13 protein-coding genes and 1 riboswitch are annotated in these 14,343 nt (G+C 37.5%); of the genes, 7 read left to right on the top strand and 6 right to left on the bottom strand.

The features are described from left to right. The first annotated feature begins 57 nt into the window (after positions 1 to 57). The 3 genes from QF042_RS26295 (at position 58) to QF042_RS26285 (ending at position 3,036) form a co-directional block, all read left to right on the top strand. The gene (locus QF042_RS26295; RefSeq protein ID WP_307533224.1) at positions 58 to 1,020 is read left to right on the top strand and encodes an NAD-dependent epimerase/dehydratase family protein; all 963 of its coding nucleotides are present in this window, start codon (positions 58 to 60) and stop codon (positions 1,018 to 1,020) included. After that, the gene (locus QF042_RS26290) at positions 1,020 to 2,321 is read left to right on the top strand and encodes an HAD-IB family phosphatase (RefSeq protein ID WP_307533222.1); all 1,302 of its coding nucleotides are present in this window, start codon (positions 1,020 to 1,022) and stop codon (positions 2,319 to 2,321) included. The genes QF042_RS26295 and QF042_RS26290 overlap by 1 nt, the downstream gene beginning before the upstream one ends. Positions 2,322 to 2,436: 115 nt before the next feature. Beyond that, positions 2,437 to 3,036, top strand: coding sequence for a hypothetical protein (locus QF042_RS26285; RefSeq protein WP_307533220.1), 600 nt, complete (start codon positions 2,437 to 2,439; stop codon positions 3,034 to 3,036). A 37-nt stretch (positions 3,037 to 3,073) separates the two neighbouring features. Here QF042_RS26285 and QF042_RS26280 read toward each other — a convergent pair whose 3' ends face one another. Then, positions 3,074 to 4,363, bottom strand: coding sequence for a voltage-gated chloride channel family protein (locus QF042_RS26280; RefSeq protein WP_307533217.1), 1,290 nt, complete (start codon positions 4,361 to 4,363; stop codon positions 3,074 to 3,076). A 19-nt stretch (positions 4,364 to 4,382) separates the two neighbouring features. Next, positions 4,383 to 4,445: riboswitch (Fluoride riboswitch) on the bottom strand. A 64-nt stretch (positions 4,446 to 4,509) separates the two neighbouring features. On the opposite strand from QF042_RS26280, the gene QF042_RS26275 reads away from it, so the two are divergent. Both QF042_RS26275 and QF042_RS26270 read left to right on the top strand, forming a co-directional pair. Then, the gene (locus tag QF042_RS26275) at positions 4,510 to 5,475 is read left to right on the top strand and encodes a tryptophan 2,3-dioxygenase family protein (protein WP_307533215.1); all 966 of its coding nucleotides are present in this window, start codon (positions 4,510 to 4,512) and stop codon (positions 5,473 to 5,475) included. A gap of 144 nt (positions 5,476 to 5,619) precedes the next feature. Continuing rightward, on the top strand, positions 5,620 to 6,684 hold the full coding sequence (locus tag QF042_RS26270) for a branched-chain amino acid aminotransferase (RefSeq protein ID WP_307533213.1): 1,065 nt from the start codon (positions 5,620 to 5,622) through the stop codon (positions 6,682 to 6,684). A 164-nt stretch (positions 6,685 to 6,848) separates the two neighbouring features. On the opposite strand, the gene QF042_RS26265 is transcribed toward QF042_RS26270, so the two are convergent. The 5 genes from QF042_RS26265 to QF042_RS26245 form a co-directional block, all read right to left on the bottom strand. Continuing rightward, positions 6,849 to 7,313, bottom strand: coding sequence for a DUF4920 domain-containing protein (locus tag QF042_RS26265; RefSeq protein ID WP_307533211.1), 465 nt, complete (start codon positions 7,311 to 7,313; stop codon positions 6,849 to 6,851). Between the two features lie 324 nt (positions 7,314 to 7,637). Continuing rightward, positions 7,638 to 9,014 carry a DNA repair protein RadA gene (radA, locus tag QF042_RS26260; RefSeq protein ID WP_307533209.1) on the bottom strand — a complete coding sequence of 459 codons (1,377 nt, stop codon included), beginning with the start codon at positions 9,012 to 9,014 and terminating at the stop codon, positions 7,638 to 7,640. 503 nt (positions 9,015 to 9,517) lie between these two features. After that, complete coding sequence (locus QF042_RS26255; protein ID WP_029274483.1) at positions 9,518 to 11,068, bottom strand: Rne/Rng family ribonuclease; 1,551 nt, start codon at positions 11,066 to 11,068, stop codon at positions 9,518 to 9,520. A gap of 281 nt (positions 11,069 to 11,349) precedes the next feature. Then, positions 11,350 to 12,228: a M48 family metallopeptidase gene (locus tag QF042_RS26250; RefSeq protein ID WP_307533208.1), complete on the bottom strand. Its 879-nt coding sequence runs from the start codon at positions 12,226 to 12,228 to the stop codon at positions 11,350 to 11,352. A 9-nt stretch (positions 12,229 to 12,237) separates the two neighbouring features. Beyond that, positions 12,238 to 12,540 carry an HU family DNA-binding protein gene (locus tag QF042_RS26245; RefSeq protein WP_025143406.1) on the bottom strand — a complete coding sequence of 101 codons (303 nt, stop codon included), beginning with the start codon at positions 12,538 to 12,540 and terminating at the stop codon, positions 12,238 to 12,240. A 170-nt stretch (positions 12,541 to 12,710) separates the two neighbouring features. On the opposite strand from QF042_RS26245, the gene mutY reads away from it, so the two are divergent. Together mutY and QF042_RS26235 are read left to right on the top strand one after the other, a co-directional pair. Continuing rightward, positions 12,711 to 13,772 (top strand): A/G-specific adenine glycosylase, encoded by a 1,062-nt coding sequence (gene mutY / locus QF042_RS26240; protein ID WP_307533206.1) that lies wholly within the window; start codon positions 12,711 to 12,713, stop codon positions 13,770 to 13,772. 56 nt (positions 13,773 to 13,828) lie between these two features. Beyond that, complete coding sequence (locus QF042_RS26235; protein WP_307533204.1) at positions 13,829 to 14,266, top strand: single-stranded DNA-binding protein; 438 nt, start codon at positions 13,829 to 13,831, stop codon at positions 14,264 to 14,266. Positions 14,267 to 14,343: the final 77 nt, after the last annotated feature.

Below are 14,343 nucleotides of genomic sequence, written 5' to 3'. Positions count from 1 at the left end.
CGGCTCAAATATCTATTTTTGAATGCGTATTTCCACATATAGCTCGAAAAAAATAAAATGATACTGGTAACCGGAGGAACTGGATTTTTAGGATCTGAATTAATTAAGCAGTTAACCGATAGGGGTATAGCTGTTCGGGCCTTGAGGCGGGAGAAATCTAAAATCCCTTCACAAATCCAGAATATCCCACTCATTGAATGGTTTGAGGCTGATATTAATGAGCCTTCTGCATTGGAAGATGCCTTTATCGGGATTACCAAAGTTTACCATTGCGCAGCTTTTGTGTCCTTCAACCCAAAAGATAAAAAGCAACTTTTTCATGTAAACATAGATGGAACCTCGAACATTGTAAATCTTTGTGCCGAAAATAATTGTCGTTTATTGCATGTAAGCTCAGTTGCTGCGTTAGGAAATGCTAAAAAGGGCAATAAAATTACTGAAAAAGACTTTTGGGAATATGATGCCAGAGCACACGCCTATGGTTTATCGAAATATGAGGGTGAGATGGAGGTTTGGCGGGGCATTACTGAAGGTTTAAACGCCATCATTGTCAACCCATCGGTAATTATTGGTAAAAATGCAGGTTTTGAGGGGAGCGGAGCAATTTTTAAACTGGTAAAAGATGGTTTTCCATTTTATACAGATGGTGCTTCGGGTTTTGTTGATGTGGAAGATGTGGCCAAAGCGATGATTCGGTTAATGGATACCGAAGTTTCGGGAGAGCGGTATATCATTTCTGCCGATGATTATCATTATAAAGATCTGTTCAGTGAAATTGCGCTGGGTTTTGGTGTTAAAGCACCAACAAAAGAAGCAAAACCGTGGATGCTAGGAATAGCCTGGAGGGCCTTAAAATTTGCATCCATATTTACGGGTAAACAGCCCTCCATCACTAAAGATGCTGCAAAAAGCAGCTTAACCTTAAGTTATTACAATAACAATAAAGTAAAAAAGGCAACAGGCATTACCTTTAAGCCAGTTGCCGACAGCATAAAAGAAATTACCCAACATTTAAAATAATGCCCAAACAGAAAGCCTATTACATCATCGATTTTGATAGTACCTTTACACAGGTAGAAGCACTTGATGAACTTGCCCGAATTTCGCTAAAGAGCCACCCAGATAAAGAGGCGATTTTCCAAAAAATTGAAGATTACACCAATTTTGCCATGGAAGGAAAACTTTCCTTCTCCGAAAGTTTAGCACAACGTGTTAAGCTTCTGGAAGCAAATGAAGATCATTTAAAACAACTCATAAAACATTTAAAAAAGAAAGTATCTACTTCTTTTTCGCGTAATGCAGAGTTTTTTAAGAAGCATGCCGATGAGGTGCTGATTGTTTCAGGCGGGTTTAAGGAATTTATTACCCCAGTAGTGAGCCAGTACCACATTAAAAAGGAAAATATTTATGCCAATACCTTTGTAACCACTGGCGATGGTAAAATTATAGATTACGATCATACCAATCCCTTAAGTGAAGAAGGTGGTAAAGTAAAATTACTTCAGCATTTAAAACTCGAAGGCGAGTTATTTGGCATAGGTGACGGTTATTCTGATTTCCAATTACGCGAAAGTGGTATCATCAATAAATTTTTTGCATTTACAGAGAATATTGCCCGTGAAAGCATTGTTTCGAAAGCAGACCATGTAACACCAAGTTTCGATGAGTTTTTGTACGTAAACGATCTGCCACGTGCCATTTCTTATCCTAAAAATAGAATCCTTTGCCTGGTAATTGGTGAGGTTGACCCCTTAACGATTTCTATCCTTAAAAATGATGGTTTATCGATCAGACATAAAACTTCTTTTGAAGATAAATACGTAAAAGATGTGGGAATTATCCTTTTAGCTGACGGCGAAAAAATAAGCAAGGAACAGTTAAAGAATGCAGCTAAGCTAAAAACTATTGGATATTTAGGTAATGCAAAAAATAAAATAGACCTTAGTTTATGTACTAAACAAGGCATTGTTGTTTTTGATGACCCGAAAAATAATCCACGTAATATCGATTTTATCCCGAAACGGGTTGCCGATTTTATGAACACCGGGGCAACTTATTTAAGTAGTAATTTTCCAAATTTGCAATTGCCAAAAATTGAGAAATCGCACCGCTTAATTCACATTCACAAAAACGTTCCGGGTATTATGGCAAAAATCAATACTGTTTTTGCTAAACACGATATCAATATTGTGAGCCAGTTTTTAATGACCAATCCTGATATTGGCTATGCCATTACCGATATCAATGCACAGTATGATAAACAGTTGTTTAAATCACTTAAAAAGATCGAGCACACGATAAAGTTTAGGGTGCTGTACTGATAAAACACAGTGCGGATCAGCTTTGACAACTTTACTAATAAAGTAGAAAGGAAGTTGTCAAAGCTATTTTAAAAGAATGCTGTTTTTTTGGTATATTGGTTTATGCGACATTCTTATGGCAAAGACCGAACATTACTATACTAAATTTGAACAAGGAAAATTCTATCATATTTATAACCGATCTATAGATAGGCAACCACTTTTTAAATCAGATGCTAATTATAGATTTTTCCTAAAAAAATTCGATCTGTACCTTTCCAATGTTTTAGACGTATATGCATATTGTTTATTAGGGAATCATTTTCATCTGCTAATCCGGGTTAAAGAAAGTTTAAAGGCTAATGACCCAATTAGTGAATTTTCAGTGCATGATATTGTAAGCAAGCAATTCAGAATATTTTTTCAATCCTATGCGCTAGCATTTAATATTCAGCATAAAAGAATTGGCACATTGTTTCAGACACCATTCAAACGTGCCGAGATAAATGATGAATTCTATTTAAGCGGACTCATTTATTATATTCATGCAAACCCCCAGAAACACAAACTCATAGCAGATTTTAGAGATTGGAAATGGAGTTCTTACAATCGGATTTTACTGGATACTGATACCAAACTAAAAAAGCAAGAAGTATTAGATTGGTTTGGTGGAAAAGCAGGGTATCTAAAATTTCACTCTGACATTCAGGATAGTATCATGTTTGATGAGCTTTGACAACCTTACAGGCCGCTTGTTGAGAAGGTTGTCAAAGCTACCTCAAAAATTGATGCCGCTTTAATAACAAATGTTTGGGTGCGCCTATCGTTTGTGACCGATAAATCCCCGTATGGCCTGAAAACAGATAAGCAGTAATGCAGGCTATGGCAATATAAATTCCAGATGATGTGCCAAATAACTCTACGCCCATAAATATACAAGCCAAAGGTGTATTCGCTGCCCCTGCAAAAACAGCCACAAAGCCCATTCCTGCCAGCAGGCCAAGAGGTAAGGGAATAAAGAAACTCAAAAAGCTACCTAGTGTAGCGCCAATAAAGAAAAGTGGGGTAACCTCACCTCCCTTAAACCCCGTACTCAAGGTAAATGCAGTCAAAAATAATTTGATGGCAAATGTATAATAAGCTTCTTGTTGTGTAAATGCTTCTGAAATAACCGGAATACCTAAACCGATGTATCGTGTATTCCCGATCAGGTAAATAGTGCCGATTAAAACTATTCCACCAATAAATGGCCGTAATGGTGGATATTTAATTTTGCTGAAAAGATTTGATAAACCATGGTTTAAGGCCGAGAAAGATCTTGCAACAAGTCCAAATAATATTCCTGCACCTAATGATAACAATAAATTGATCGAATTCATTTCCGGTATTAGGGATATGGAATAATGGGTATGACCAACACCCCAAGCCTTGCAGATATAATCGGCAATAATTGCAGTAATAAATGAAGGAAGAATGGAACTATAGGTTAAACTTCCGATAACAAAAACCTCTAATCCAAATACTGCCCCCGCCAATGGTGTTCCGAAAACAGACGCAAAACCAGCGCTAATTCCGCAAATGAGGATTACTTTTCTATCTCTGGCTTTAAGTTTAAACAGTTTAGTGAATTGGTCGGCGAAAGCGCCTCCAATTTGAACCGCCGTACCTTCTCTTCCGGCCGATCCGCCAAATAAATGGGTAATAATAGTGCCTGCAAAAATGAGTGGTGCCATAACCAATGGAATCACATTTTTAGGCGATTGCAATTCCTCAATTAAGAGGTTGTTGCCCTTTACAACGGCTGCACCCCAGTAATGGTAAGCCAGGCCAATGAGTATACCCGCGATTGGTAAAAAGGCAATAATCCAAAGGTGTTGCTCTCGGTAATGGGTTGCCCAGTTTAAAGTTTCTAAAAACAGGGCAGAGGCCGAGCCAATAATCCCACCCAATATAGCAGAGATAAACAGCCATTTTAAAGTGCTGATTAAAAGTAATCCGAAGTCGAGTTTAATAAAGTGTTTGATCGACAGAAGAAAACCTTCTGTTAGTTTTTTAACAGGCATTTGAATTCAATTTTAAATAAAAATCGTAGGAGTCATCAGCCTGTTTGGGCGGTTTTGGCGGTACTCCATCGCCATCGTTCCAAATGTATAAAATTTAGTTATTTGTTGCAAAATCTTTATCACCTTTGTGCAGCTAACTTTAAACCATGGATTTCACACCCGAAATAAAAGACAAACTACATCAGCTACAGGAAAAGTATACGGCAATGGGGCAAGATATGGCATCGTACCTGGACGGACTTTTATATGCAGATTTTTTAACCTATTGGGACTACATCCATTTGGATACTTTGCTGAGCTTGCAGAATCCTAAAACGCCGATTCCTGATGAAGAGATTTTCATCATGTACCACCAAATTACCGAACTTTATTTTAAGCTTGCACTGCACGAATGCAGGCAGATTGCGGAGCATGAAGATCTAACTGCCGACTTTTTTACTGCACGAGTAAAACGCATCAATGCTTATTTCAACGCCTTAACTACTTCTTTTGAGGTAATGGTTGATGGTATGGAGAAAGAACAGTTCCTGAAATTCCGGATGTCGTTATTGCCTGCCAGTGGATTCCAATCGGGCCAGTACCGGATGATTGAGATCTGTGCTACGGATTTTATCCGGTTAGTAGACAAATCCAAACGCGTAGAATTAAGCACTGCAACAATAGAAGAACAATTCGAATTTATTTACTGGAAATTCGGTGCAACCGAACTGGCTTCCGGTAAGCAAACTTTAACCTTAAAGCAATTTATTAAAAAGTATGCGGCTCAGTTTCTACAACTGGCAAAAGACCGTACTTTAACCAATTTCTCAGCTTTATACCATCAATTACAAGCCAATGGAGCAGATGTTTCTGCACTTGCAGAAGAATTACGTAAGCTGGATTTGTATGTAAATGTGGAATGGCCTTTATCGCATTACAAATCGGCCGTGCGTTATTTAGAGAAAGATCCCGTTGATATTGCTGCAACAGGTGGAACCAACTGGCAAAAGTATCTGCCTCCGCGTTTTCAGAAAAGAATCTTTTATCCTTTCTTATGGACCGACGAGCAAATGGAAGAATGGGGTAAAGGCTGGGTGCTTAGTGTACTTAAAACACTCAAAAACAAAGATTAATATTATAAAAAGCTATTAAAAAAGGCTGTTTTTTCTTAATTTGCGCGAAATAATTAATGACAGAATGAGTGAATTATTGAATTAGAGAATGAGCGGGTAAACACTCAATCATTCGATCATTCACTCATTCAAAATTCAAATACAATGACCGAGACATTAGATATAAAAATCACTAAAGCAAACGAAACACGTTTGACTGTTACTGATTTTTCGCAATTACCGTTCGGTAAGGTTTTTACCGATCACATGTTTACTGCCGATTACGAAGATGGCGAATGGAAAAATTTACAGATTCTTCCTTATGGTCCAATTCCGATGAGCCCGGCAATTTCTGCGCTTCATTACGGACAGGCAATTTTCGAAGGGTTAAAGGCTTATCGCCAACCAGATGGAAGGATTAGTGTGTTCCGTGCTGATAAAAACTTCGAACGTTTTAACAAATCAGCCGCCAGAATGTCGATGCCGGGTATTCCAGAAGAAATTTTTATGCAAGGTTTAGCCGCACTGATCAATGTTGATGAGAAGTGGGTGCCTGATCAAGAAGATTATGCTTTATATATCCGCCCGGTAATGTTCGCAATGGATCCTTATTTGGGCGTTAAGGCATCTGATACCTATAAATTTGCTTTGTTAACCACTCCGACTGGTCCATATTACAGTAGTGCATTAAAGGTTAAAATTGAAACTGAATTTACGCGTGCAGATGAAGGTGGTGTGGGCTTTGCCAAAACTGCTGGAAATTATGCACGTTCGTTATATCCTTTCGAACAAGCTAAAAAAGAAGGTTATGATCAATTGATCTGGACAGATTCAGTAACCCATGAGTTTATTGAAGAAGCTGGAACAGCCAACTTGCTTTTTGTCATTAATGGTAAACTGGTTACGCCATCAGTACGCAGTACCGTTTTAGATGGTGTAACGCGTGATACCATTATTAAACTGGCTAAAGATGCCGGAATAGAAGTTGAAGAACGCAGGGTTTCTGTTAAAGAAGTAATTGAAGGAATCGAAAAAGGAAGCTTAACCGAAGCTTTTGCCGCAGGAACTGCTGCTACAGTAACGCATGTAGGCGAAATGGGCTATAACGGTCAGATCTATAAATTGACCGACCCATCAACCAGACATATTTCTAATGGTATTGCTAAAAAACTGAACGATATCCGTTACGGTTTAGCACCTGATGAATTTGGTTGGAACTGGGTTTTATAATTCCGAAGAGTCATATAAATAATAAACCCCGATGCAGAATATGCATTGGGGTTTATTATTTATAGTATCGTCATGCTGAATTTATTTCAGCATCTTTCTTTGCCGCCATTAAGACCCTAAAATAAATTCAGGGTGACCAATATTGCCATATTCAATTCTGGGAATTATTTATCCAAAATCACCACGCCTTTAGCTTCGAATGCCAGTTCCTTTTTAGGATCGGTAATTTTGGCTACTTCTTCAGGAGATTTTTTCGCGTCTTCGGCATAGTGACGTAAAGTTTCAACGGAGATGGTTTGTTTCTTTGCTAAGCCATCTAAAACTACTTTTTTGCCAACAATATCCATCGGCATAAAGAAAGCATAATCTTTAAAAGTTACCCGCATTGGATCACCATTAGGCATTTCTAATGTCATCCAGCATCCCTTTTTCTTACATACATCAACCACCTTACCTTCGATTTTCATATCGACAGTTTTTTTATCCCCCATAGCAACCTCCATCTTTGCAGCTGGTTTTACATCGCCTGGTTTAACTTCTTCTCCAAATTTCTGACCAGTATATGCGGTTTGAGCAAATGAAAGTGCCGTAAATAGACAAAAACCCAAGCTTAGAATGATTTTTTTCATGATTTTATAATTATCCGGTTATGATCTAATCAAAGTTATTTAAAATTTTTCTAAATCGTGAAACAAAAAAGCCTCGTTAACATCCGTTAACGAGGAAAATCATCCCTATAATCGTGTAGATCACATTCTATGATATACAGCTGATTTTTTATAGGCAAACCAGAATCCAAAACTTTAATCTTTGTTTTGGTTATGATTAATGTTCTTGTATTCAGTGAGTTATTTTTTTTATGATAATTTTGTTAGTAATCAATGATGTTGTAGAAATGTAGAATATTATCTTCTTTGTGTGGAATGTTGTTGAATTATTTCCCCACTCTTATTTTATCCAAAAACAAGACTGAACACTTCTTCTATTTTACTTACTGCTTTAATCTCAAGATTGTATTTTTCTAAAGCAATGCCTTTTAAATTGTATTTAGAGATGTAAATGGTTTCGAAACCCAATTTATCTGCTTCAGCAATGCGATGTTCGATTCTGTTTACTGCTCTTATTTCTCCTGACAGACCTACCTCTGCAGCGAAACAATTTTTTGAAGACACAGCGATATCCTGATGCGATGATATAATGGCAATTAATACAGCCAGGTCAATGGCCGGATCTTCCACTCTAATTCCGCCGGCGATATTTAAGAAAACATCTTGTGTACTTAACCTAAAGCCACAGCGTTTTTCTAAAACAGCTAAGAGCATATTCATTCTTTTAGTATCAAAGCCTGTTGCAGAGCGTTGAGGGGTTCCATATGCTGCCGAACTCACCAAAGCCTGCGTTTCAATCAACATTGGTCTGGCGCCTTCTAAGGTTGCGGCTATGGCGATTCCGCTCAGCTCTTCGTCGCGTTGTGACAACAAAATCTCCGAAGGATTGGAAACTTCTCTTAAACCACTGCCTTGCATTTCGTAGATACCCAATTCTGCTGCCGCACCAAATCGGTTTTTGATAGATCTTAGAATGCGATAAACGTGATGCCTGTCGCCTTCAAATTGCAAAACCGTGTCAACCATATGTTCTAGTATTTTAGGCCCTGCAATGGCGCCATCTTTAGTGATGTGGCCAATAAGGAAAACAGGTACACCGGTTTCTTTTGCAAAACGCAATAGTTCGGACGTACATTCCCTTACCTGCGACACGCTGCCCGGGGTAGAATCGATATGAGCGGAGTGCAAAGTCTGGATAGAATCTACCACTAAGATTTCGGGCTCCAGAATTTCGATCTGTTTAAATATATTCTGTGTAGAAGTTTCTGTTAAAATGTAACAGTTGGATGATGGAGTTTCCTGAATCCTTTCTGCCCGCATTTTAATCTGCTGTTCGCTTTCTTCGCCAGAGATATAGAGGAGTTTTTTGCCCTTTAAATTTAAGGCCAATTGCAGCATCAGGGTCGATTTTCCAATACCGGGTTCACCACCGATGAGCACCAGCGATCCTTCTACCAATCCACCACCTAATACGCGGTCTAATTCTTTATCGCCGGTTAATATTCTGCGTTCTGTTGATGATTGTATTTCATCAACCTTGCTGGGTTTGCTTACTTTACGGCTAGCGCCATCACTTTTCCAGGTTGGAACAGAAGCAGAGCTTTTTTCTACAATTTCTTCTACAAAGGTATTCCATTGGTTACATGATGGGCATTTACCCAACCATTTTGCCGATTCGTAGCCACAGCTCTGACAGAAAAATGCACTTTTTGATTTTGCCAATTGATTAAAATTTTAGATTACGAATTTAACCTTTCAGGATTGAAAGTGTTTTTATTTTTTTGAACAATTAATCGTTTGCCGACTCGCGTTTTGTGCTAAACCCCGCAGGCTCTTAAAACTTACGCAGGCTGAAATTGCTTAGGTGGACGATTCGGTTCTAAACCCGACAGACGTGGCAGCCCCCCGATTCTTTATCGGGGCTAGAACAAATGGCGGGACTGCTGTAACCCAATAGCTTCTGTATTTGCTTTTCTAATAAAAGAGATGATTTTTAGACAATACAATTATTGTTTTTTGGAAAGCAGGTTGCTGTGTATTTCGGTTCCGAAAGCCCTGCCATTCGCTTTAATCTTTTTGAGGTCCTGTCATATATTAAGAGTTGCTACAAGCAAAAAGTATTTTCGCTGCTGTCAGGTTTAAATTACTTAGGTTAATCTTCCTTTTTTTTAAACAAAAAAGCCCGGATTTAAAAAATCCAGGCTTTCTGTTAAATGTGTTTTGAGTTATAATTTAATCTCTTCATCTTTTGCGGAGATGAAGTGAAACTCAGTTAAGTGATACGATGACTGCGCTTTAACTTTAATCCATTGGCCGTATTTAAAGAACCAGCGGCGTTGAAGATTGAAAATGCCTTTTGTAATATAAGCTTCGATATATGGGTGTACGCAAAGTGTTACACCTTTTTCATTTTGCTCTCTTAAAATATAATTAAGGTTGTTCTCAATATCATCCATTAAAACGATACTCGCTTTAATTTCTCCTGTCCCATCGCAGGCCGGGCATTTTTCTACCGTAACAATATTCATTTCCGGACGAACACGTTGTCTGGTAATTTGTACCAAACCAAATTTGCTTGGAGGCAAAATAGTGTGTTTGGCTCTATCCAATAACATCAGCTCACGCAAATAATCGAATAGCATTTTACGGTTTGTTGGTTTGTGCATATCGATAAAATCGATTACCACAATACCGCCCATATCGCGCAAGCGCAATTGACGGGCAATTTCTTTAGCCGCCTCTTTGTTTACCTGTAAAGCATTCTCTTCTTGATTTTCTTTACTGGCAGTACGGTTTCCACTGTTCACGTCTATCACGTGGAGTGCTTCAGTGTGCTCTACAACAAGGTAAGCACCACCTGGTAAGTTTACTGTTTTTCCGAAAGCATTTTTAATCTGCTTTTCTACACCGAAATGATCGAAGATAGGTTCTTTCTGTTTGTACAGTTTAACGATTTTTTCCATTTCAGGAGAAATATCGTGAACATAAGAACGGATGTCATCGTACAGCTCTGGTGTACTTACGTAAACGTTTGTAAAATCAGGGTTCAGAATATCACGGATTAACGTTGATGATCTGTCCATTTCTCCCCAAACTCTTTTTGAAGGTTCGGTAGATGGCATTTTTTTAATGAAGTTTTCCCATTTAGCAATTAAATCTAAAAGATCCTTTTGCATTTCGGCAACCCCCCTGCCTTCAGAAACGGTTCTGATAATAACCCCAAAATTTTGAGGTTTAATACTTTCGATAATCTTTTTTAAACGATTACGCTCGGTATTACTTTTAATTTTTTTTGATACAGATATGGTATTGGAGAATGGCACCAGTACCACATACCTGCCGGCAATCGAAATGTCGGAACTTAAACGTGGCCCTTTTGTAGAAATTGGCTCTTTGGCAATTTGTACAGGTAGGAGCATGTTTTTACTGAGCACATCAGAAATTTTGCCTGCCTTATTAATATCGGCTTCTAGCTTTAAATTATCTAATAATGTGCCTGTAACCGAGCCATTACGCTTGATCTTCGTTAGCTTAATTAAAGATTGCACCTGAGGGCCTAAATCAAAGTAATGCAAAAAAGCATCTTTTTCATAACCAACATCCACGAAAGCAGCATTCAGACCAGGCATAATTTTTTTAATGCGGCCTAAATAAATATCGCCTACAGCGTAGTTAATATTGATTTGTTCTTTGTGAAGCTCAACAAGTTGTTTGTCTTCAATCAACGCTATGGTAACTCCGGCAGGAGTCGAATTGATAATTAATTCTTTTACCAACAGCTACAGATTTAAGGCTTTCGCCTATTAACAAATGGATAGTAAATAAAAACAGTGATGTAGCCAAGAATATATACAATAAAAAAATCATATAAATTGTTTAAACCTCATAGTGTTTACTATGAGGTTTAACTGGCTTTTATCAAAATAAGAAACTATTTTTTCTTATGTCTGTTTTTTCTTAAACGTTTTTTACGTTTGTGGGTAGCCATTTTATGTCTCTTTCTTTTTTTACCGCTTGGCATAGTTTTAAGTTTTAAATGTTTTTATTAATCTGTTAATTAATTTTTATTCTTTAGTTCAGCCACCTTCTTATCAATGAATGAAGATAAGGTTGGGTTAGCTGCTAATTTTTTGCTTGATAGGTAAGCATTTACTGCTTCTTTATTTCTGCCTAAATTTTCTAAAGCTGTTCCTAAATAAAAATAGGCTTCAGGGGTTGGAGCAGTGGCAATTACGTTGTTAAAACGAGGAATTGCTTTATCAAACTGACCTGATTTTATCGAGAACAATCCTAAATTCATATTTGCCTTTACATTTTTAGGTTCTTTAGCAACAACTTCTAACAACATGGCAATACCTTGCATTGGTGCGCCTAAGCCGTTTACTATAGTTACACCTAAGCCTGTTTTAGCTTCAATGTTTGTAGAGTCTTTCTCTAATGCATTTTTGTAAGATACATTGGCTTTCTGCAATAAAGCAGGTTGTGCTATGCTATCTTGTGTACTTTCAAAAGCTTTTATAAATTGATTCCCGGCAGCTAACCATGATTTTGCTGATGGTTCGCCTTCGGCAACAACTTCTAAATATAAGGCAGATGGAGTAATTTGTTCAACATCATCCCATTTCTGAGCCAGTTGTTTAGCAAGTTCAATCTTTTCTGCGCCATTTGCGCCTTTGTAACTATTTTCTAAAGCTGTAATATCTGTAGCCAAATTTTTGTTGATTACGTTCTTGGCAGCAGTAGACGAAGTTTCGAGGTTTAGTACCGATGTTGTTGATGGAGAAGCTGCTCCGGCCATTGGGCCACTTGAAGGCATTTTTCCATTTTCTTCCGTTGGTTTAACCAAACCCTTAATGTCTCTTGTAAATAAGAATGCAACAAGCAATACAATCGCTCCAATAACGATGGTTTGTTTAGATCTGATGTTGCTATTCATATATAAGACTTAGGCTTCTACGTTAATTTTTTTTGAATTACTTTTCACTTTATCAACAAATACTTTTGCTGGTTTAAAGCTAGGAACGAAGTGTTCTGGGATAATTATTGCAGTGTTTTTTGAGATATTTCTCGCAGTTTTTTGCGCTCTCTTTTTAACAACAAAGCTTCCGAAGCCTCTAACGTATACATTTTCACCGCCAATCATGCTGGTTTTGATAACCTTGAAAAATGCCTCCACTGTTTCCTGTACATCAACCTTCTCAATTCCGGTTTTTGTTGATATTTCTGAAATAATATCTGCCTTAGTCATATTTTATTATTTATTATATTATTATGTTTTAATATTACTACTGTTTTGGGGTTGCAAAAGTATTGCTTTTTAATGAGATAGGGAAATAAAAGATGATTTTTTTATCACCAGACTTATCAGGCAATTGCAAGTTTTTTTTTAATCGGATAAATAGACCGTAATTTGCAGTAATGACATTTCAAAATGAACTCATCAATTGGTACTTAATAAACAAGAGAGATTTGCCCTGGAGGCACACCAATGATGCTTATACCATCTGGTTATCAGAGGTTATATTACAACAAACACGGGTGGAACAAGGACTTCCGTACTTTAACAGGTTTTTAGAAAATTTCCCTACAGTTGCTGATTTTGCCAGTGCTACCGAAGCCAAAGTTTTAAAGCTTTGGCAAGGTTTGGGTTACTACTCAAGAGGGAGGAATATGCATGCGACTGCTCAAATTGTGGTGAAAGATTACCATGGAATTTTCCCAAATCTGCATGATGAGCTTATAAAATTGAAAGGAATTGGTGAATATACCGCTGCTGCCATATCTTCATTTTCATCGGGAGAAGCACGGGCTGTGGTTGACGGGAATGTTTTTCGGGTGCTCTCCAGATTTTATGGTTTAGCCACACCAATAAATAGTCCAGCCGGCAAAAAAGAGTTTTATGCGCTAGCAAATGATTTGCTATACAAAGAAGACCCTGCCTTATATAATCAGGCTATTATGGAGTTCGGGGCCATACAATGTAAACCAAAATCGCCTAATTGCGGTATTTGCCCGCTTAACCAGAGCTGTTATGCCTTTAACCATGGCCAGGTAAATGTGCTGCCTGTTAAAATCCGCAAAGCCGAACAAAAACATCGGTATATTAATTATTTTATTTGTTTTGAAAATGAACAAGTATTAATCAGGCAGAGACAAGCTGGAGATATATGGCAGCATTTATATGATTTCCCTGGTGTGGAAACGACTGAAGTATACGAATGGAGCGATTCATTATTCATCGATCAGGTAAAATCTGTATTCGGAAATAAGGCCGATTTTACATTTATAAGCGCCAAAAAGCATACATTAACTCACCAAATAATCCATATACAATTTTTTGCATTAAAAAATTATATATTTAACTTTAGTAAACAAAAGGAACTAAATTGGGTTTCTTTAAGTAAATTAGATGAGTTACCGCAACCAAAAGTAATCCATGATTTTGTCCTGGAATATTTTTATAAGGACAAAATGGAGTAACTAACCATCTTATTCGGCGGGCATTTAGAAAACAAAACAACTAACCAAAAATATTTATGTCTGGGATTAACAAAGTTATTTTAGTAGGCCACTTAGGCAAAGACCCTGAAGTGCGACATTTAGACGGTGGCGTAACAGTAGCCAGTTTTCCATTAGCTACATCAGAAACATACAACAAAGACGGTAAGAGAGTAGAACAAACAGAGTGGCACAATATTGTGTTATGGCGTGGCTTAGCAGAAGTAGCTTCTAAATACCTGCAGAAAGGCAAACTGGTTTATATAGAGGGCAAACTAAGAACAAGATCCTTTGAAGATAAAGAAAAGGTTAAAAAATATGTAACAGAAATTGTGGCCGAAAACTTTACGATGTTGGGCAGGAAAAGTGATTTTGAGCAAAGTCCAACAACGCCAACGCACCAAAGCACTGAAGCTAAAATTGAAGATGAATTTACAATTGGCCCATCGGATGAAAACGGAGATCTTCCGTTTTAATTAAGGGTTTTGAATAAATAAAAAAAAAGCTACCTGATGAGCGGTAGCTTTTTTTATGCACTTTTATTTCTTTGATC

The organism is Pedobacter sp. W3I1 (genome assembly GCF_030816015.1).
Classification (GTDB): domain Bacteria; phylum Bacteroidota; class Bacteroidia; order Sphingobacteriales; family Sphingobacteriaceae; genus Pedobacter.
The sequence above is the reverse complement of the archived record's forward strand: the minus strand, read 5'-3'. Positions and strand labels throughout refer to the sequence as shown.